The sequence below is a fragment of the Bifidobacterium asteroides genome (genome assembly GCF_019469425.1).
GTDB classification, from domain to species: Bacteria; Actinomycetota; Actinomycetes; order Actinomycetales; family Bifidobacteriaceae; genus Bombiscardovia; species Bombiscardovia asteroides_I.
On sequence record NZ_CP048272.1, the window covers coordinates 1,672,310 to 1,692,291 of the forward strand.

The following is a 19,982-nucleotide window of genomic DNA, read 5'->3' on the forward strand; positions in this document are numbered from 1 at the left end:
GCGCTCATGTAAACTTTCCTTTTGGCTGTTCGAGCAGCCTCGGCTCCGTAGCTCAGTTGGTTAGAGCGCCGCCCTGTCACGGCGGAGGTCACCGGTTCAAGTCCGGCCGGAGTCGCTGGGAATGGTCTGGCCCGGTTTGTCCGGGTCTTTTCGACTGTTCATGGCTCTGTAGCTCAGTTGGTAGAGCGAGCGACTGAAAATCGCTAGGTCAACGGTTCGATCCCGCTCGGAGCCACCAGCCATTAAGTCCCTGGGATTCATGAGGAATCCAGGGACTTAATTGATATTTGCCTTCATCTATCGATCAGGACAGCTGACTGACCACCCAGTCGACGATGTAAGGCGCGGTGTGCACAATCTGATCGATGGCCACCTCGAACTCGTGCGGGCCTCCGTACCAGGGATCCACCAGGTCGATTTGGCTCTCCCGGCCCGGCGCTGGCTTGGGCAGCGCCGGGTCGAAGCTGCGGTACAGGTGAACGGCGGATCGCTTGCCTGAGGGCAGCAGACGCAGCAGGGCGCGCATATGGTCGGTCGTCATGGGCAGCAGGAGGTCCGCGTCTTCGGCCTCCTCCCGGGTGATCCGGTGGGCGAAGTGGTCGGTCGGCACCTCATAACCACGTTCGCGCAGAACCTTCTGGGCACGCCGATCTATAGGGTTGCCGAACTCCTCGTCGCTGACCCCGCTGGATTCCACTCTGACCCGGTCCTCATCCAGTCCGCGATCTTGGAAGAACTTTCGCAGGATGACCTCAGCCATGGGTGACCGGCAGATATTGCCGGTGCAGACAGTCATGACGTTGTAGGGACCCTGCGAGGCCTTCCCTTCAGAATTCTGGCCCATTAACGCACCTTCCCATAGGTGATGTACCGGAACCTCCGGATGGCCGCCGCCTGGTCTGGTTTGGCAGGGGTCATCCACTGGGTCTTGTCGCGCACCTGCCAGAACCGCTTGCTGATCAGCTCCTCCATATCGGGCACAAAGACGTCAGCTGGAGTCCGCAGATCCAGGTCGGTCACGTAGGCCGCATCTGCCATCGGAAAGAAGGTGCTGAAGACCCCCGCGCCGCCGATGATCCAGATTTCACTGCGATCCATCCCATCGTCGGGAATGGCTTCCTGCCTGGCCAGCTCCAGAGCATCGTCGGCCGCAGATACCACGGTGGCACCTGGTGCATGGAACCCTGGATCACTGGACAGAATGATGTTGTCCCTCTTGGGCAGGGGCCGCTCCCCCATGGAGGTCCAGGTCCGCCGTCCCATGATGACCGGATGGGATACGGTCAGCTCCTTGAAGTGCCTCATGTCCTCGCTCAGATGCCAAGGCAGCGCATTGTGATAGCCGATGGCACCGCGCCTGCCGTCAGTGGCCCGCGCCTGCGCCCAGATCATATTGACCGATGAGCGGTGGCCTATCTCCTCTTCCTGATGCCGCCATTCCTCATCGCCTAGAAGCCCGGCCTGACCGGGCTCGGGTTCGTGATAGCCGCTTCGACTATTGTCATGCTCCATCTGTTGCGTTCACTCCTCATAGTGAGTAGATATACGAGTACATTCTAATCTTCGGATCCGACGGTGCTCGTATTCGGCTCAGCGCGCCATCAGACCGCCACTGGGGCCTTGATGGCGGGGTGGCATTGATAATCCACCACTTCGAAGTCCTCGTACTGATAGGAGAAGATGGAATCGGCCTTGCGGATGCGCATGGTCGGATAGGGATAGGGCTTGCGCGACAGCTGCTCCAGAACCTGCTCCACATGGTTGTCGTAGATGTGGCAGTCGCCGCCGGTCCAGACGAACTCCCCAGGCTCAAGACCTGCCTGCTGAGCCATCATTAGGGTCAGCAGGGCGTAGGAGGCGATGTTGAAAGGCACGCCTAGGAACATGTCGCAGGAGCGCTGGTAGAGCTGGCAGCTCAGCCTGCCATCGGCCACATAGAACTGGAAGAGCGCATGGCAGGGAGGCAGGGCCATGCTGTCAACCTGGGCTGGATTCCAAGCAGTGACGATCATTCGGCGGGAGTCCGGGTGAGCGCGGATCAGATCCAGCACCTTGGCGATCTGGTCAATGGTGCGATGGGGGTCCTCGGGCGTCGGGGCAGGCCAGCTGCGCCACTGGACCCCATAGACCGGGCCCAGATCACCGGTTTCCGGATCGGCCCATTCGTCCCAGATATGCACGCGGTTCTCCTGCAACCAGCGCACGTTCTGCGACCCCTTGAGGAACCAAAGCAACTCGTAAGCGATGCCCCGGAAGTAGACCTTCTTGGTGGTGATCAGCGGGAAGGAACGGGACAGATCGAATCGCATCTGCCGCCCGAACAGGGATATGGTCCCGGTGCCCGTCCTGTCGGACTTCAGGGTGCCCTCCCGCAGGACAGTGCGCATCAGGTCCTCATAAGGGGTGGGGATGTCCGAGACGGGACGCTCGGGGATGCGTGTACGAATATGCTGCAGTTCTTCGGAAGTCAAGGCCATGCGGCCATACTATCAAGTCCTCGGTCAGCTGAGCGTGCCCCAGTGACGAAACACACAGTCTGGGTTAGATTGGAGGAGCAGGTCCGGCCACAGGCTCGGATCAGGATGACGCACCCGGCCGGGTGCCGGACAAGGAGGAACAGATGGGCAAAAGACTTTGGGTCGAACGCGACAAGGACGGCACCTGGAACGCCTATGGCGACAATGGGGCCCACATCACCTTCGGCAAGGGCGAGGGCCAATTCAACCCGGGCGACCTAATGAAGATCGCTCTGGCCGCCTGCGGAGCCCTTTCCAGCCAATTTGCTGTGGAGAGCGCCCTGGGCAAGGACAAGGGGGCGAAAATCGTGGTGGACGGCACCTATGACGCCGACGATGACGCCTACCTGAGCTTCGACGAGCAGGTGGACGTCGATGCCACTTCGGCCAAGCTGGCCCAGGATGATGCGGACAAGCTGGAGGAGCGAGTCCGCCGCCATATCGCCAAGTCCTGCACGGTGGCGCACACCTATCAGCGGGAGACCCCGGTCAGGATCTCCGTGAAGGTTCGCCACTGATCCGACAAGACAAGAGTAGAGGAGCGGGGGCCCCTAGGTTCATGGAACTTCTGGTGTCTCCGCTCCTCGTCGTTGCTTTTGCCGGATTGGCCTGCCCTTACTCCTCGTGTTCGGGGTCGATGGTCGACTCCAGGTCGGCTAGCTGCTCCGGTCTGGCCGAATCCACAGAGACCTGCTCCACGCCGGTGATCTCAGCCACATCGGTAGTTTCAGCAGCATCGGCTGCAGCCTTGAGTCCGGACTCCTCGGCCTCCACGTACTTGCGCGGCACCACGTAGACGGGACTGACGGCATGCTGCAGGAGCCCCTGGCTGGTCGATCCCAGCAGAAGCCCGGTGAAGCCGCCGCGACCACGCGAGCCGACCACAACTACGTCGTGTGTCTTGCTGGCCTGGGTCAGAGCCTCCACAGCCGATCCCGGCACCACGGTCTTGTTGATGCGCAGATCGGGATAGGCCTTCATGAGCGGAGTGATTCGGGTATTGAGATCATCCATATAAGAGTCCATGACGCTGCGCTCCTCGGCCGAACCCGTTCCGGTCAATCCGGAGATATTGGGCACTGCCGACATGACGTCCAGTTCGGCATTCCAGCTGTCGGCGAAGGCAGCGGCGATCTGCAGGGCCTTAAGACCCCACTTGGACTCGTCGGAACCCACGGCAACCCGCTTGATGTCGTTGCTCAAGTGCATCAGGTTGCCGTCGTCGTCGGTGTAAGGAACGACCACGATTGGGCAGTAGGCATAGGCAGGCAGGCTGGAACTGGTGGTGCCCAGCAGGCGCTCAGCCAAGCCGCCCTTGCCCCGGTTTCCGATGACAATCAGCCGGTAGTTGCGGCTCAACTCCACGAAGACCGATGAAGGATCCCCTGTCACAATCAGCGTGGCTGCACCGACACCCTGCTCATCGGCGATGGCCTTGGCCTTGGAGAGAATCTCCTGAGCGTCGTTGTGAGCCGCTACGTCGTCCCCCATGGTGGTGTATGTCGCATCGAAGGATACAGCCGCATACGAGGGAAGAGAATATGCGCAGACGATTTGCAGGGTCAGCCCCGCATGCTTAGCGTAATTGGCGGCCCACCACGCCGCCTTGTAGCTGGCGTCCGAGCCATCGACGCCTACTAGAACAGCCTTGTCGTTGCTCATCCGACGACCTCCTTTGGACTTGGCGATGACAAACCGACACCGCTCTTTCTGCCAGAATATCTCATGCAGACCTCTTCAATAAGTCGGCAGGGGCCGACACGCGAGGAACTTCGACTCTGAATATGCAAAACGCCCCCGTAGGGGCGTCGAGCCTGCACAAAAATATGGCCTTAGACCAGACGACGGTAGTTGAAGGTCTGATAGACCGCCTGAACCTTGACACTCTTGCCAGGGGACGGGGCGTGAATCATTCGTCCGCCGCCAACGTAAATGCCCACATGGCTACCATCAGGGGCAACCATCAGGTCGCCAGGCGCCGGATCGGTGACCGGCACGCCAGCCGAACCCTGGGCAGCGGCTATGCGGGGCAGGCTGATGCCGAAGTGGGCGAACACATACTGGGTGAATCCAGAGCAGTCGAAGCCCGTAGCTGGATCGGTCCCGCCAAACACATAAGGAATCCCCTGGAACTGAAGGGCGTAGTTGACCACATCAGTACCCGTGCCGGAGACGGGTGCATCGATACCTGTGCTGGTAGTGCTGGTGGTGCTGGTACGAGCAGCCGAACGACTGACCTGTTGCGAGGACTGGCGCCGACTTGCTGCAGCCTGGGCCTGCTCTTGAGCCTGCTGGGCCCTGACTTCGGCATCCTTCTCGGCCTGAGACTTGGTGGCAGGAACATTCAAAGACTCAATGCCACCCCAGCTGCTGTCCTTTTCGACAGTGGTGGCCGTCGACTCGGTCAACAGGTCGGCACGCACCTTGCTGCCGGGAGTGAATGAACGCGACGAAGTAACTACGGCTTCACTGCCGTCGCTGGCCTGAGCCACGGCGGGTATACCGATGGAAAGCATGCCGCAGATTGCGACAGCTGCCATCATACTCACAGACTTGTGTGTTTTTTTCATCGGGCACAATTCTATCACGTATTGGGAACAAGGACTAACTATACGAGGATACGATCTGCACAGCCAAGAATCAATAGTGGATATAGCTCAGAGCATGCACATTCGACAAGGTGCGAGAGTATGTCTTTCCGTTCATGACGGCACCACACTCAGAGGTGACGATGGAACCGTCGGGGTTGATCTTCTCGACGATGGCCACATGACCATAGGTGGGATCCGAACCTTCCTGACCGGCCTGGAAGACCACGATGTCACCGACATTGCGCGGCGTATTGTCCACCCAATAGCCCAAGGAGCTGGCAGAGCCGGACCAGTCCTTAGCATTGCCCATGTGCGAACCCACCGGCAGTCCCAGCTGGTGACGACGGACGTAGGCCCACCAGGTGCACTGGCTGAACTCGTAGACATTGCCCGCATCACCAGTGGCATGGTTGGGATTGAACCCTGCCGGCAGGACTGATCGGTTGGCATCCATCAGCACAGCCACGACCGGATTGTTGGCCAGTGATTTGGACATCTGTCCGGCATCAAGTTCGGATTCGCCCAGCTCCCAGCTGCCCTCGTTGCGCTGTGAGGCCGTCGGCAGGGGCTGACGGTAATCAGATCGGGAGACTCTTGCGCCACCATTTGCGCTGGAGGAGCCAGCAGAGGATGAGGGGGTGACCAAATTGATGGCTACGCTGTCGGCCAAAGGCAGGGACCAGTCGCCCCGAGCCTGACTGACGGCCATGGAGGAGGCGGCAGCACCGACCAAAACAGTCAGGGCCGAGCCGGTCATGATATGGGAGCGACGGGCTGAGGCCTTGGCCGCCAGACGAATGGAGCGACGGGTTCGAGGGGCCACCTCGTTGAGCTTGGCAGTCAGGGCATCATCAAGACCCTCAGTGCCCGCTGCCTGGGTTACGCCTGACGATCGGCCGGTCGACCAACTGCCGACACCTGCGCCTCGCCTGGCCGAAGCCCTGTGCGCAGCATGCTTCATCTAGAATCACTCCCGTTTATGTTCCGACGCGACTTTCGTGCCGTATCACGAGCCATCACAAGGGAACACCATAACGCAAACGAGAACCCAGGCCAAATAACCTGAATTGTCCATACTGGTGTACTCAAGCATGGCTTCGGTGGTCGCTCATCTTCGACAACCACGGAATACGCTAGGATTATACGGACATGAGGCGGACATGAGCAAACCCAAATGCGTGCCGTCTGTCACGGCGTGTCCATCGGTTGTGAACCCTGCTTGGTCCACCCTGAGCGAACCAGGCTCATACGAGGTCAGACCGGGGTCGAAGCCAGAAGGAAGGACCCGCCGACATCGTCGGAATTTTCAGGCATGGCGATGTCGACACGGCCATCTTCGGAGGGAATGAAGAGGGCCTGTCCCTGATTCAGCACACATGATTGGTCAGCGACTGCGCAACGGATCCGCCCATCTGTGCAGACGATGATGCGCGGTCCCCTTCGGGGAATCACCAGGCGGCGAGGCCCCAGACGCTCTATCAGATCCCCGTAGCGCTGCTGAAGCCTGTTAAGCAGAGGCCAGCTGGCGCCACCCTCCTCCACATGTCCGTAAACCAGCATGTACTCGTTGATTTTTGGCCGGTAGGTCACCATATTATGCATGATCAAGGTGGCGATCATGGAGCTGGACGGATCGATGGGAGCTGAAGGCTGGCAGTCTAGGCTGTGCAGGAGGTTGGGAATGTCCCGATGCTTGGGGGTCATGCCGGCTCTGAGCACATTGTCGGAGTTGGTCATAATCTCTGCCGCAGTGCCATGGATGTATGCGTGAGGCGTCCCTGCGGGGATATAGACCGAATCGCCTTCCTCCAGGTCCACGGGGTTGAGCATGAGCAGACAGAGAACGGCGGGATCATCCGGAAAGGCCCGGGCGGCACACAGGGCATGGTCCAGCACAGCTCCCGCCCGTCTGGACCGCAGCCGCCCGACGGCAGTCTCCAAGGCTTCCTCCAGGCCTCGGGCCGCCTCTGGTTCGGCAGTCACGGCGGCATGGAAGGCCCGGAAGATACGTCGGCGGGAGTCCGGCCAGATCAAGGAGGAGACCGGCATCATGGCATCAGCCGAAGCGAAGCGGGCCGGAGGAACCCCCAAGTGGAAGGTGCGGGCGGTCAGAGCCTCGGTCATGAGCTCGGCCAGAGGGTGATCCACGGCGCGCAGGAGAGTCAGCTGCGTGGCGATGGTCGCGAAGCCTACACAGGCCTGAAAGGGCTCCAGGGCTACCACCATCTCGTTCTTGGCCAGCCTGTCGTGAAAGGAGCGGCTGGGATCGTCGTCAGGCACCCCCAGTGCATTCTCACGGTTGAAGCCGGCACGAGCCTCGAAATCGAGCGGATGCACCTGCAGGGATAGAGGGATGCGAGCTGAGATGATCTTGAACAGGTAGGGCAGGGTGGGACCGAAAAGGCGGGAGTCGCGCTCTCCCAGCATGGCCATGGGACTGTGGCGAATAGCCTCAGTCAACGGAATGAGCGAGCCATCGGGCAGGGTCAGGGTCGAGGGGGATTCGGTGTGCCCGCTGAACCACATTTCCGCCAAGGCATCCCCCTGGCGTTCGTCTGAATCATGCAGATGGAACATGCGCTGCAGTCGATCATGCGAGCCCCAGGCGTAGTGCTTCTCCACAGCTTGGATCGGATACACGCACTCCCCTTTCCACGGGAAATCCCTCCATGGGCCGGTGCATACGAACCCACCAATCCCCGTCATGATAAGACAAGGGCCGAGGCCTGGGCAAGGCGAGGGGGTCGCCGCATGTCATTGCGAACGATACAGTGGGAGTATGAAGTTGGCTCCCATTTTCGACCCGGATGCCCGCAGGCCATCGCCGCGGCCCGTGCAGGTGGACCTGCGGCGCATCTTCCTGCTCGGCACTGGCGCTTGGATTCTGGCCCTGGCCGTGGTAGGCATTCTGGCCCTGACCGGAATGACGGTCGCCAAGCCTCTGATTGTCTGCTTGGCCGGAATTGGCGTGGGCATTCTGCTGATGATCTGGGAGCATTTCAATCGCTGGGATTATCGTCGTCTTGCCCAGCAACCGGATCCTGAGCCAGAGGAAGCATCAGCGTAAATGTGCTCCCCTCTCCCGGCGCACTCCACACAGTGACCGAGCCATGGTGGGTCAGCGCCACATGCTTGACGATGGCCAGCCCCAGGCCGATGCCCACGGCAGTCTCTTCGTTCTGATTGTCGGCGCGGTAGAAGCGCTCAAAGATCCTGCCTTGGTCGGTCTTGGATATACCTCGGCCACGATCGACCACTCTGATGATTCCGTAGTGCCCATCCTTGGAGGCCTGTGCCACCAGGGAGACGGTTGAGCCTGAAGGCGAATACGAGATAGCATTCTCCACCAGCTTGGCCAGGGCCACTCTGATCTGCTGCCCGTCGCCATGAATCGTCAGTGGCTGGTCGCATCGCCAGCGCAGGGTCACATGGGCCTGGTCGGCTCTATCCTGCTCGTCCTGCACCACCGCACTCATCTGCTCAGCCACATCAAGCACGTTCTCCCTGCTGGGTTTGATCCGTTCCTGAGCCCGGATCAGCAGAAGGAGATCCTTGAGCACGAGCCCCAGATATGCGCTGTAGCGCTGGACCGAGGAGGCATCCTTGGAGACGCTGCGCAGATGGCTGCGAAGCAGGTCTGGGTCATCACCCTCCAGATGAGAAGTGGTTTTCAGCTGCGCCGCCAACTCCTCCAAGGCCTGGACCGGCTTAAGCATCTGCTCGGATACATTGGTCATAAAGGCATCCCTGGTCCGAACGAACCTGACCGAATCGCTCACATCATCGATAAGCACCACCACCAAGGACTGGTCGATGCGACCCAGGGTGATCTTGAGCCAGTTCCTTCTGGACACCGCCTGGGCCTGAACACGGGTCGCATCCCCAGGATTCTCGGCCTCGTCAATCTCCCAATCATCGGATTCCGTGCTCTCAGCTGCAGCATCCAGAGCGAATTCAGTGGGCGTTCGCGTAATCAGATTAAGGCTGCGTCGGCCGCCCGAAAGCCGTACTTGCGCAATGGCTTCGATGATCTTCGGATTGGAGATCTCGTCATTGCTGACGATTCCCAGCCTGTAGGCATCCGGGCTGGAGCGAACGACTTCGTCATCGCCATCAACCACAACCGTGGCGGCGGGGATAAGCGCCAGCAAGGCCTGGGTCGAGCCCTCCAAAGCCTCGCCATCGGCCTGTTCACCATCCTTGCGCCGGTTGCCTATAAGGCTGCGTAGGCGGTCCATGAACCGTCTCATAAGGACTTCCCTCCAGTCCGGCGCCGACCCCGGACGCTGCGACATCAACCAAGTCTCATCGGCAGTTCCGGCTTTATTCTCGCATATCCGATTATTAATTGCCGCTTCAATGGCCCGACATTCTTCGGTTCTTGCTTTTTCTTGCCATCCCGGTCACATAGACTGGACTTATATCGTTGACCGATGCCGAAAGGGAATAACAATGCGCGTGATTTTCAACGAAGAGCTGGGGCTGGTGGCCGACGATCTCGATCGGATGGCCGCCAAGGTCCGCGATGCCATCAAAAAAGCCGGGCGCTCCCTGATGGACAGCGACGTAGAGACGGCCCAGCAAGTCATCGACGGGGATGCCGATATAGACAACCTCCAGTCCAGCATCATCGATCAATGCATCAGGCTCCTGGCCAAGCAGAGCCCAGTGGCCACTGATCTGCGGGTGGTGGTCTCTACGCTGAGCCTGTCAGCCACCTTTGAACGCATGGGAGACCTAGCCAGGCACATCGCCGAGACGGCAAGGCGCTCCTACCCCGAACCGACCCTGCCCGACGAGGTCATCCCCCTGTTCAAGCAGATGCAGGACTTTCTGGACGTCATGGCCGACCGTCTGGTCGAGATGCTCTCCGACAGGGACACGACCATAGCCGAGCAGATCATCGTCAGCGATGACAGGATGGACAAGCTCCACCAGCAGACATTCGGCTATGCCCTCTCAGACGACTGGAAGGGGACCAGGCAGCAGCTGATCGACCTGGTTCTGGTGGCACGGTTTATGGAGCGTCTGGGAGACCATGGCGTCTCGGCGGCCCGGCGCGTGGTCTACATCGTCTCGGGTTTCGACCCCTCCAAGGACCCCAAGGACCTCGACCTCGATCTGGACTGAACAGACAGCAACTGTGCGGCCTGTCACCTGACAGTTAATCAGGTGACAGGCCGTTTTTACTTCCCCAACCGCCAGGAATGAATACGAAAGGCGGTGCCTTCCACAAAGGGAGAGGGCACCGCCCAATCAGCTTGGATGCTCTGCATTCAAAGTCCGACTCACATCATCGGATAAATCTATCTAAAAGATCTCACTTCTGGCCCTGGGCCGCCACAGCAGCAGCACCGGCGGCGGCGGCCTCCGGATCCAGGTACTCGCCGCGAGGCTTGATGGGCTTGAAGTTCTCGTCCAGCTCGTAGACCAGGGGGATGGCCGTGGGAATGTTGACCTTGGCGATCTCGTCCTCAGTTAGGTTGTCGAGCATCTTGACGATGGCCCTCAGGGAATTGCCGTGGGCAGCGATCAGGACGGTCTTGCCGGTCTTGAGTTCCGGGACAATGTCACTCTCCCAGTAGGGGGTGACGCGCTTGACCACGTTGGCCAGCGCCTCGGCGCGAGGTACAGGCGCTCCAGCATACCGTGGGTCATGGGACTGCGAGTATTCGTCGTCAGGGTCGATCTCGGGCGGCGGGGTGGCATAGGAGCGACGCCAGAGCATGAACTTCTCGTCGCCGTACTTCTCGCGGATCTCGGTCTTGTTCTTACCCTGCAATGCTCCGTAGTGACGCTCGTTCAGCCTCCAGTCGCGCTTGACTGGGATCCAAAGGCGGTCTGCCTCGTCCAAGGCGATGTTGGCGGTGTTGATGGCGCGGCGCAGCAGTGAGGTGAAGACGATGTCGGGCAGAACACCCTTATCCTTGAGCAGCTTGCCGCCCTTACGAGCCTCCTGCTCGCCCTGCTCGGTCAGCGGGACGTCCACCCAGCCGGTGAATTGATTGGTGTTGTTCCATGCGCTCTGGCCATGCCTGAGCAATACTAGTTTGTAGGTCATACTAAGAATTCTAAGACCTAAGAGGGACTGTTTGGAGACCTACAGCTTCCCTTGCAGAGCGACCACTTAAAGCAGGCATACACCCAGCCAGCAGAACCCTGTCAGCAGATCAGTATAGCCCGACAGCGCGAACGCCCTGCTGAAGCGGTTCCGGCAGCTGGCCACTGCGGTGGCAATGGCTAGGATCAGGATAGGCAGCAGGCAGAGCAGGCGGGGCCAGGCCTCTGCAAGAGGGCCGTCAGACAGGGACCATGACTCGAACACACCCAGGATCACAGCCAGGGCATAGCAGGACCCCATCAGAATCAGCGTGCCTTTGGCTCCGATGAATGAAGACAGCGTGTACTTGCCGGCCAGAGGGTCCGCGTCAATGTCCCGATAGTTGTTGATCTCCAGAACGGGGATGCAGACAAGACCGCCGACCAAGGCACCGATGAACCCGTGAGGGTCGATGCCGCCGGTCTCCAGGTATTGGGTGGCCAGCACGCCCACCAGGCCGAAGAAGATCATGATGCTCAGTTCGCCCATGGCCCTATAGCCGTAGGGGTGTTTGCCTCCCGTGTAAAACCAGGCTCCCAGCAGACAGAAGATGCCGACCAGGATCATCCACCAGTGGCCAGTCACCCAGCAGAGAATCAGACCGGACAGGCAGGCCATAAGGATGTTGAGGTAGGCAGACAGCAGGACCTTGCGAGGCTCCACGCCACCAGCCACCCCTCTTCTGGGCAGATCGGGCACCGAGCCGTCAGCGCCTGCGGCCGAAAGGCTGCTCCGGCCCTCGTCAGTACCTCTGATGCCGTCGAAATAGTCATTGGCCAGATTGCAGGTGCTATGAATGAATACAGCAGTAAGACAGCATAAGAGGACGATCAGCCAGAAGCGCGCATCCGGCACCAGCCCTTGGTTGAACAGCTGCCGCAGTGCCACCGCCGTGCCGATCAGAACCGGCGTGGGCGAGCAGAGCAATGCCGAGGGCCGCAGTGCGTCCTTGTATTCATGAAGTGTGATAAACATGATTGCCTGATTATGCACTTAATCGCTCGAATGTCGGGCTACTCTCCTACGAGAGGGCCAAGATTTCACAGCTGCAGGAGCAGTCCCGCCGACCAGCATAGGGCTGAGACCAGGGTACCCTTGCCTGCCATGCCGAAGGCCTTGGGCACCTGGCCACGGGCAAAGGCTCGGCAGATCAGCAGGAAGACAGCGGCCACTGGCAGGAGGACCAGCACAAGAGGAAAGCCGGGCAGGCCACGTCGCATGACAGCCGGAACGAACTGGATTAGGCCCAGAACCAAGCTCAAGATGTAGACCAAGTAAATGGAAACAGCCGCTGCGCGCGCTCCCACCAGAACCGCGTATGTGTGCTTGCCGGCACGACAGTCGTCATCCAGGTCCCGGTAATTGTTGAGCATGAGCAGGCCCACGGCATTGAGTCCGCAGGCGCAGGCGCCCAGGATGCCGGCGACATCAACCCTATTTATGAGAAAGTACTCAGTGCCCAGGGTGGCCACCAGACCGAAGAAGATGAAGACGCTGACCTCACCCAGCCCGTGGTAGCCGTATGGATGCGGGCCGCCCACGTAACACCAGCCGGCGACCAGGCAGCAGATCCCAACCAGAATCATCCACCAGTGACCGGTCAGCGCCATGACTGCCAGACCCATCAGACAGGTGAAGGCCGCCGAGATCATGGTGGCGTAAAGCACCTTCCTGGGCGGCACGCCGGCGGCCACCAAACGCCTCGGTCTGCCGGAGACGACCTCTTCGCCGCCACGACCGGAATCAGTGCCGCGAACACCATCGGCATAATCATTGGCAAAGTTGGCTGCAATCTGCATAGACAGGGCGAGCAGGACCAACAAGATAACGATCAAGGCCAACCGTCCCGGTGTGGCCGCCTTCAGGGCGGGGTCGACAGGCGTGGGCGAGCATGAGCTGGTGCACTGTTCCAGAAGCCGTGACCGCTCCAAGAGTGCAGCCGAAGCGCCCACGCAGACAGGCGCCACCGAGGCAGGCAGCGTTCTGGGACGCATACCATCCACCCACAGCCTGATATTCATGACCGTCCCTCTCCTGCTATCATCTCAGGCTGACTCAGATCAGCGGCTTGACCAGGGGGAAGGTGATGGTCTCGCGGATGGATGCGCCGGTAAGGGCGATCAGCAGACGATCAATGCCCATGCCCATGCCACCAGCGGGAGGCATGCCTACGCCCAGGGCCTCCAGGAAGTCCTCGTCAATGTCCATGGCCTCGACATCGCCGCGGCTGGCCATCTTGGCCTGCTCGACGAACCGCTGCCGCTGGACCACCGGATCGTTCAGCTCGGAGTAGCCCGTTGCTAGCTCGAACCCGCGAACATAAAGGTCCCACTTCTCAACGACACCCCGCTTGGTGCGGTGGGCCTTGACCAGGGGCGAGGTCTCGACAGGAAAATCACGCACGAAGGTCGGCTCGTACAGCTTGTCCTGCCAGAAGTGCTCCCAGAGGTGTTCGACAAGCTTGCCGTGGTTTTCAGCCGGCTCCTCCTCCAGGCCCAGTCTGTCAGCGATGGTCCGCAGATGGTCCACGCTGGTCTGCGGGGTGATCTCCTCGCCCAGGGACTCGGAAAGGGACTCATACATGCTGATCTGGCGCCAGTCCCCGCCGAAGTCGTACTGGCTGCCATCCTGCAGGGTCACCTTCAGCGATCCTGCCGTAGCCATGGCCGCCTTCTGGATCAGCTCCTTGGTCAGTTCTCCGATGGTGTCGTAGGTACCGTAGGCCTGATAGGCCTCCAACATGGTGAACTCCGGGGCATGGGTGGCATCCACGCCCTCATTGCGGAAGTCACGGTTAATCTCGAAGACCCGCTCAATGCCACCAACCAAGCAGCGCTTGAGGAAGAGTTCAGGGGCGATGCGCAGGTAGAGGTCGATGTCGAAGGCGTTCATATGGGTGGTGAATGGCCGGGCCGCAGCGCCGCCATGCACAGTCTGAAGCATGGGGGTCTCGACCTCCATGAAGTCGTGGTCCTCAAAGGTACGCCTCAGGGAGGAGACGGCCTTGGAACGGCGGCGGACCATGGCCCGCACATCCTCATCGGCGATCATGGCCAGGTAGGGCTTGCGGGTACGCTGCTCCTCGGTCAGTTCCTTGTGAAGAGCAGGCAGTGGCTGCAGTGCCTTGGCTGCAATGTTCCACTCGGTGGCGAAGACGGAGAGCTCGCCGGTCTTGGAGGCGACCACGCGGCCGCGCAGGTATAGGTGATCGCCGAGGTCGACCAGCTGCTTGAACCGCTTCAGAGAATCAGCGCCAATCTCACGCTTGGAGATCATGCCTTGGATGCGGGTGCCGTCGCCCGCCGCCAGCTGAACGAAGCAGAGGCCGCCGCCGTTGCGCAGGAAGAGTACCCTGCCGGCGATGCCAACCACATCCTCGGTCTCCTGGCCTGGCTCCAGGCGGTCCTGATACTTGCGGCGCACATCCTCGATGCGATCGGTTACATCCAGATGGACCGGGTAGGGTTCGAGGCCCTCCTTGAGCATGAGCGCCCTCTTGGCCACGCGCATGCGCACCTGTTCGGGATGGCCTTCAGCACCGTCCGTCAAATTGTCGGGATCGATGGCGTCATCCAGCTGGGCGCCCTGATCGATCTTCTCCGTGATGGCCATATCCTGATCCAGCAGCACCTGAGCGCGTTCGACCGTCGTCAAACGAGGAGTTTCTTCCGATGAGTCATTCATAAGCCGCTATTTTACGCATGAGCCAGTACTTGGCCCAGGTACCGACGAAGGACAAGCGGTTGCACGGTCGCGCCGCGCAGGCAATGGCGTTTGGCCGACGGTACGTGTACTATATAGAACGTTGTCACGGGGTATAGCGCAGCTTGGTAGCGCGCTTCGTTCGGGACGAAGAGGCCGGGGGTTCAAATCCCCCTACCCCGACAATTTATTCCGGTCCTCATGGGTGGGGCCGGTATTTCTGCGTTCGTAACTTTTATATCCGGGTGTATGCACGAATATAAGCTTTGCCTATTTCTTCCTCTTTTTCAAGAAACAAAAGCGACTCTCTTTTTTGCACTTTTTATAAGTTCGTGATCACGACCCCAACAATCCTGAAAAAATCTACCGCATCAGTATTTAGCTTCATCGACGCATAAAAAAAACCAATCATCAGCATCCAGATGTAGTATATAAACAAATATTCTGTTCAAAGGAGCATAATGCGGATCTTAGCCTTTGACCTCAAAGGACTTCGCCTATACGACAAGGGCACACTACGCATGATCCTGTTCGCTGAGGATAGGATTACCAACGGCAGCTTCACCTATCGCCTTCAAGGCACCACCTCACCGCTTGGCATCGTCACAGCCATTGGCATCTCCGGCATCAATGCCTCCGGCAAAACCACTGATCTACGCCTGCTTTCTCTAATCATCAACATTGCCAGAGGCACTTCTTTGGGAACTCAACGCTTTACCATCGATCCGCTGATGGACATTCTTGAGCCCACGATTACAGCACGCATTATCTTCGAGGAAAGCGGCGAAGCTTGGCTGCTCGATGCCACCCTCCGGCGCGCAGACCAAAACGAGACCACCGCCGACTCCCCCTTGGTTTTCGAAAGGGAACGGCTGTGCCACTATACGGGCAAGAGCCTGAGCAAGATTCGTTTGAAAAGAACAATTGATGGTAACGAGGAATCTTGGCTGACTGTAGCGACTCGAGGAGTGAATAAGTCCGGCGACGAAAAGGAGTTGGCTGATGATGTCAAGAGATTTTTACCCCCCGACCGCTCTCTGACGACCGGAATTCTGCGCACCAAGAAGACCATGGTCACCATCTGTCTGCAAAATCCGCCGCAAATGTCGATTCCTGTCACTCCCCCACCGCAAGTGGTACGTCTATTCGATCCGACCATCGAACACTTGGAAGTAAGCGATCACCAGTTCCATATCAAGTTCCGCAATGAAAAGGTTGAGCGTGACTGTGATCCCTCTCAAGCTATGGCCATGATATCGGCGGGAACATTCCGTGGAACCTCCTTAGCGCAACATGCTATCGAAACACTTGCGCAAGGAGGCTACCTACTATTCGACGAAATCGAAAACAGCATAAACAAGCAGTTGGTCTTCGCCATCATCGACTTGTTCTCCTCTCCTGCTACTAACCCAAATGGGGCGGTGCTCGTTTTTTCTACGCACTATCCTGAGTTGCTGGATCATTTCACCAGAAAGGACAACATTTGGTTCGCGGTCAGGCATGATAACACCGGATTCCAACTGGTCCGATACAACGAGTTGGTGACCCGAGGTGAGCTCAAGAAGAGCGTTCAGTTCATGTCAGGGGCCCTGCAAGGAACAGCACCTTCTGCTGCTTCCATCCGCGCCTTGCGAAGCTACGTCAGGGAAAAGGTAAGAGTTCATGGATAATCAAGCGATATTCAAGGAACCTACATTGGTTGTCTGCGAAGGAGCCGCCGAAAGTGTCATCTTTGAACTCCTACTGGCAAGAGGGAAACTGATCATACCTGCAGATTCCCTTATTGAAGATCCACAGACTGGCCGGCTTTACACTCGCTGCCGTAAAAATAGGGAGATTGAGGAACGGTTCCTTTCCGTTACCTATGATTCTCCATGTGTAAATATCATCCGTATTATTGACTCTGCAAATGAACGCTTTCAATTGTCGCCTCTGTACCAGTCTAAAGCCCGTGTATTCACGCTGACTACCCGTCCGGAGATTGAGATTTTGGCAATCATCAAAGAGGGCGCTTATAGGGATTGGGCACATGTCAATAACATGAAACCCAGTGAATTCTGCAAGGAGCGGCTGGGACTGCACAAGATCAAGCAGTACGCTTTCTTACGCCAATATTGGAATGATGCAGACGAACTCTGTCATGTCATTGACCAGTACCGAAGTTACCATCACTTCCAAAACCGTGAGCGATGTTTGGCAGAAATACTCATTGCTCATTCGAGCAGAGGCACCGATCAGGTGTGACCTAGACGACGTAACCGACCGAGGTTCACCAAAGACCATCAGTCTAGACTGGTAGGTAGAAGCAACTAGGGCGCTGGGGCTCCATGAGGAATCCGCACCTTCAGATACCCTGACAGTAAGGGAGCCAAATGAGCCAGGACCAGACACCGATCACAGGCAGCAAGCAGAAAGAGCCCCAACCGTCCTACATGCAACCGGACGGCAGCTTCGACACCCAGGCCTTCCTGGACGGACTGGATGTCATCTTCAACGCCGGCAAGGCCCGCGATCAGGCCGGACCCTACCTGCAGCAGGCGCTGGTGGATGCGGAGAATGCGGGCGATGACACCGGACTGCTGACCGTGCTGAACGAAACCATGGGCTTCTACCGGTCCCAGGGTCGCCACCAGGAGAACATGTGGATAATCCAGCGCACCATCGAGCTGGCCACACGCATGCGCATCGAAGGGTCCGAGGCCTGGACGACCACCCTGATCAATGCAGCCACAGGTCTGCGGGCAGCCAAGAAGTACGACCAAGCTGAAGACCTCTACCGGCAGGCGCTTGCCTCCGCAGCCAAAACTCTTGGGCCCAGGGACCGACGGCTGGCCGCCCTGCACAACAACCTGTCCATGCTCTACAGCGAAACCAAGCGGCCCGACAAGGCCGAGCAGGAGCTGCGCCGGGCCATGGGCATCCTGGAGAATTCCAGTACTGATCCTTCCCGGGATCTGGATCTGGCCTCCACCCACACCAATCTTGCCCTCCTGCTCATGCAGAGCAAGGACAATCCGCAGGCTCTGCAAGAGGCTTGGAACCAGGCCCGCACCGCCCTTAGCATCTATCGAACCGGCCACCTGGAGAACAGCGCACACTATGCCTCGGCCCTGGCAGGCTTCGCCCAGGTCTGCTACATGACCGGTCGTTTCAGCCAGTCGGCAGACACCTACCGCAAGGCCCTAGCCATCATTGAGGACCGGTACGGCAAGGGCAGCGATTACTACCAGGTCACAAAGGCCAATCTGGACCAGGCCCAGTACGCAGCCGAAGAGGCCGGGGACAAAGATCTATCCGATCAGACTGGCGAAGCAGCATCCAGCCAGCCGAAGACCAGGTACCAGAACGATGACAACGATCGGCATGACTCCCGCCCGGATATTCAAGGGCTGGATCTGGCCAAGGCCTACTGGGAGCAGGTGGGTCGCCCCATGCTGGAGGAACGCTACCCTCAATATCGCGGCAGGATTGCCGTGGGCTTGATGGGCCATGGCTCGGACTGCTATGGGTTTGACGATGCCATCTCCCGAGACCATGATTTCGGCCCGGGCTTCTGTCTGTGGCTGACCAGCGAGGATTACCAGGCCATTGGCGACCAGCTGCAGAAGGACTATGAGACCCTGCCCGCTGAGTTCATGGGGTTCGGTGCGCGGACCGACAGCGTCAGAGCAAAAGGAAGCAACCGGCGCGTAGGCGTCTTCGAGATCGGCGCCTTCTTCGAATCCCTGACCGGCTACCGGCAGGCGCCCCCGGAAGATCACTCCCACGAGTGGCTGCTCCTGGACGAGGCGACGCTGGCGGCGGCCACCAACGGCAGGATTTTCGCAGATCCTCTAGGACAGATGCTGGCCACCCGGCAGGGGTTCAAGGCGATGCCCGACGATGTGCGATTCTGCCTAATCTCCCGTCGGCTGGGCATGATCGCCCAGGCAGGCCAGTACAACCTGCCGCGGAGTCTGCAACGGGGCGACGGGGCTGCAGCCATGCTGTCAATCAACGAATTCGTGCAGGCCTGTGCCTCCCTGATCTTCCTGATCAACAATCCGTTGACAGTCGGGTATCTGCCCTACTACAAGTGGACCTTCGCGGCCCTGCGGCGACTGAGCGGACGAATGGCCACCAGGCTGTCCGATCTGACCGAGCAACTGGAAGACATCCTGCGCCTGGCTTCGGCTGCCTGCTACGGGGGGCAAGGCTTTGGCGAAGGCGGCAAGGGATCCCGACCGGCCGCCGAACGCGTCACCAAACTTGTAGAGTCCATCTGCGCAAGAATCGTAGAAGAGTTGCAAGCCGAAGGCTTGACCAACAGCCCGGAAACCTTCCTGGAATGGCAGCGCCCCTATGTCGAAGCCCACATCTCTAGCGAGGATCCGATTCTGCACAGCATCTGAAAGGAGCCGAGGATGGCAAACGACGAGCAATGCCAGGATGAGGGATTTCTGCGCGAGCGGATCGTCCACCACGAATGGGAACAGTTCCAGCAGGTCAACAATGAGGGAGGTCCGGCCAACTGTCAGGGCAACTGGCCCATGTTCCACCAGATGCGCCTGAGCCAGTTTCTGACCTGGCCGCATCCCCTGCTGTCCAGCTATGCGGACGACCTGGACCAGGCCGACAAAGAGGGGCGCAACCTGTTGACCGAGAAGTACGGTCGGATGATGGAATCCACAGCCCCGGACCAGTACCACGACACCATCGCCCCCTACCTGCCCAGGCTGGGCCTGGATCGCCAGGAGCAGCAGGAGCGCATCATCAACAAGCAGGTGGCCTGGGCCAAAAGCTTCAGCGAGCGTTACCCCCGCTTAGGTCAGGAGATGCGGGTCCTGCGCACCAGCGAAGACACGCCGGAGACCACCTCCTTCGAAACATACCTGCGTGGCGAACTCGGCACCTACTCGGCCCGAACACTGGACCTCTACCAGTCCATGGTGGCCCAGATCGAGGCCCGGGGCGGCAATCTCACCGAGGAAACCATTTTGGCCACGGTGCAGATGAACGGCTTTGAGACCCTGGACGAGGCCGAACAGGCCCAGGACCGACTACCTGAACCACGATCATAAGGTCCATCTCTGC

The 19,982-nt window shown here is 59.3% G+C and carries 19 protein-coding genes and 3 tRNA genes; 10 read left to right on the forward strand and 12 right to left on the reverse strand.

The window, feature by feature from the left end:
• The first annotated feature begins 41 nt into the window (after nt 1-41).
• Both GYM67_RS06875 and GYM67_RS06880 read left to right on the forward strand, forming a co-directional pair.
• Nucleotides 42-115, forward strand: a tRNA-Asp gene (locus tag GYM67_RS06875).
• A 47-nt stretch (nt 116-162) separates the two neighbouring features.
• A tRNA-Phe gene (locus GYM67_RS06880) sits at nt 163-238 on the forward strand.
• A gap of 66 nt (nt 239-304) precedes the next feature.
• On the opposite strand, the gene GYM67_RS06885 is transcribed toward GYM67_RS06880, so the two are convergent.
• From GYM67_RS06885 to GYM67_RS06895, 3 genes are all read right to left on the reverse strand, one after another.
• Complete coding sequence (locus tag GYM67_RS06885) at nt 305-844, reverse strand: low molecular weight protein-tyrosine-phosphatase (RefSeq protein WP_220236201.1); 540 nt, start codon at nt 842-844, stop codon at nt 305-307.
• Nucleotides 844-1,512 (reverse strand): dihydrofolate reductase, encoded by a 669-nt coding sequence (locus tag GYM67_RS06890; protein WP_220236202.1) that lies wholly within the window; start codon nt 1,510-1,512, stop codon nt 844-846. The genes GYM67_RS06885 and GYM67_RS06890 overlap by 1 nt, the downstream gene beginning before the upstream one ends.
• Nucleotides 1,513-1,601: 89 nt before the next feature.
• Entirely contained in the window at nt 1,602-2,477 is an 876-nt protein-coding gene (locus GYM67_RS06895) for a thymidylate synthase (protein ID WP_220236203.1), read from the reverse strand.
• Between the two features lie 143 nt (nt 2,478-2,620).
• Here GYM67_RS06895 and GYM67_RS06900 point away from each other — a divergent pair, with 143 nt between their 5' ends.
• The gene (locus GYM67_RS06900; protein WP_220236204.1) at nt 2,621-3,034 is read left to right on the forward strand and encodes an OsmC family protein; all 414 of its coding nucleotides are present in this window, start codon (nt 2,621-2,623) and stop codon (nt 3,032-3,034) included.
• 97 nt (nt 3,035-3,131) lie between these two features.
• Here GYM67_RS06900 and GYM67_RS06905 read toward each other — a convergent pair whose 3' ends face one another.
• The 4 genes from GYM67_RS06905 to manA all read right to left on the reverse strand — a co-directional run bounded on the left by GYM67_RS06905 (nt 3,132) and on the right by manA (nt 7,747).
• Complete coding sequence (locus GYM67_RS06905; RefSeq protein ID WP_220236205.1) at nt 3,132-4,178, reverse strand: universal stress protein; 1,047 nt, start codon at nt 4,176-4,178, stop codon at nt 3,132-3,134.
• A 170-nt stretch (nt 4,179-4,348) separates the two neighbouring features.
• Nucleotides 4,349-5,059, reverse strand: coding sequence for a C40 family peptidase (locus GYM67_RS06910; protein WP_258561468.1), 711 nt, complete (start codon nt 5,057-5,059; stop codon nt 4,349-4,351).
• Between the two features lie 97 nt (nt 5,060-5,156).
• Nucleotides 5,157-6,068 (reverse strand): CHAP domain-containing protein, encoded by a 912-nt coding sequence (locus GYM67_RS06915; RefSeq protein WP_220236207.1) that lies wholly within the window; start codon nt 6,066-6,068, stop codon nt 5,157-5,159.
• A gap of 293 nt (nt 6,069-6,361) precedes the next feature.
• Nucleotides 6,362-7,747, reverse strand: a complete 1,386-nt coding sequence (gene manA, locus GYM67_RS06920) for a mannose-6-phosphate isomerase, class I (protein ID WP_220236208.1) — start codon at nt 7,745-7,747, stop codon at nt 6,362-6,364.
• A gap of 139 nt (nt 7,748-7,886) precedes the next feature.
• Between manA and GYM67_RS06925 the strand changes: the two genes are divergently transcribed.
• Complete coding sequence (locus GYM67_RS06925; protein ID WP_220236209.1) at nt 7,887-8,174, forward strand: DUF2530 domain-containing protein; 288 nt, start codon at nt 7,887-7,889, stop codon at nt 8,172-8,174.
• Here GYM67_RS06925 and GYM67_RS06930 read toward each other — a convergent pair.
• The gene (locus tag GYM67_RS06930) at nt 8,107-9,357 is read right to left on the reverse strand and encodes a sensor histidine kinase (protein ID WP_258561469.1); all 1,251 of its coding nucleotides are present in this window, start codon (nt 9,355-9,357) and stop codon (nt 8,107-8,109) included. The two genes, GYM67_RS06925 and GYM67_RS06930, sit on opposite strands and share 68 nt — an antisense overlap.
• A gap of 202 nt (nt 9,358-9,559) precedes the next feature.
• Between GYM67_RS06930 and phoU the strand changes: the two genes are divergently transcribed.
• Nucleotides 9,560-10,237, forward strand: coding sequence for a phosphate signaling complex protein PhoU (gene phoU / locus GYM67_RS06935; protein ID WP_220236210.1), 678 nt, complete (start codon nt 9,560-9,562; stop codon nt 10,235-10,237).
• A 190-nt stretch (nt 10,238-10,427) separates the two neighbouring features.
• Here the strand turns inward: phoU and GYM67_RS06940 are convergent, their stop codons facing one another.
• The 4 genes from GYM67_RS06940 to lysS form a co-directional block, all read right to left on the reverse strand.
• On the reverse strand, nt 10,428-11,168 hold the full coding sequence (locus GYM67_RS06940; protein WP_024626731.1) for a phosphoglyceromutase: 741 nt from the start codon (nt 11,166-11,168) through the stop codon (nt 10,428-10,430).
• Between the two features lie 66 nt (nt 11,169-11,234).
• Nucleotides 11,235-12,182, reverse strand: a complete 948-nt coding sequence (gene menA / locus GYM67_RS06945) for a 1,4-dihydroxy-2-naphthoate octaprenyltransferase (RefSeq protein WP_220236211.1) — start codon at nt 12,180-12,182, stop codon at nt 11,235-11,237.
• A 65-nt stretch (nt 12,183-12,247) separates the two neighbouring features.
• The gene (gene menA / locus GYM67_RS06950; protein ID WP_220236212.1) at nt 12,248-13,228 is read right to left on the reverse strand and encodes a 1,4-dihydroxy-2-naphthoate octaprenyltransferase; all 981 of its coding nucleotides are present in this window, start codon (nt 13,226-13,228) and stop codon (nt 12,248-12,250) included.
• A 34-nt stretch (nt 13,229-13,262) separates the two neighbouring features.
• Nucleotides 13,263-14,891, reverse strand: a complete 1,629-nt coding sequence (gene lysS / locus GYM67_RS06955; protein ID WP_220236213.1) for a lysine--tRNA ligase — start codon at nt 14,889-14,891, stop codon at nt 13,263-13,265.
• Between the two features lie 127 nt (nt 14,892-15,018).
• Between lysS and GYM67_RS06960 the strand changes: the two genes are divergently transcribed.
• The 5 genes from GYM67_RS06960 to GYM67_RS06980 all read left to right on the forward strand — a co-directional run bounded on the left by GYM67_RS06960 (nt 15,019) and on the right by GYM67_RS06980 (nt 19,969).
• A tRNA-Pro gene (locus GYM67_RS06960) sits at nt 15,019-15,092 on the forward strand.
• Between the two features lie 278 nt (nt 15,093-15,370).
• Nucleotides 15,371-16,579 carry an AAA family ATPase gene (locus GYM67_RS06965; protein WP_220236214.1) on the forward strand — a complete coding sequence of 403 codons (1,209 nt, stop codon included), beginning with the start codon at nt 15,371-15,373 and terminating at the stop codon, nt 16,577-16,579.
• Nucleotides 16,572-17,153 carry a hypothetical protein gene (locus tag GYM67_RS06970; protein WP_220236215.1) on the forward strand — a complete coding sequence of 194 codons (582 nt, stop codon included), beginning with the start codon at nt 16,572-16,574 and terminating at the stop codon, nt 17,151-17,153. Before GYM67_RS06965 ends, GYM67_RS06970 begins: the two co-directional genes overlap by 8 nt.
• Nucleotides 17,154-17,281: 128 nt before the next feature.
• Nucleotides 17,282-19,300 carry a DUF4037 domain-containing protein gene (locus GYM67_RS06975; protein WP_220236216.1) on the forward strand — a complete coding sequence of 673 codons (2,019 nt, stop codon included), beginning with the start codon at nt 17,282-17,284 and terminating at the stop codon, nt 19,298-19,300.
• Between the two features lie 12 nt (nt 19,301-19,312).
• The gene (locus tag GYM67_RS06980; protein WP_220236217.1) at nt 19,313-19,969 is read left to right on the forward strand and encodes a DUF4125 family protein; all 657 of its coding nucleotides are present in this window, start codon (nt 19,313-19,315) and stop codon (nt 19,967-19,969) included.
• The last annotated feature ends 13 nt before the right edge of the window (nt 19,970-19,982 follow it).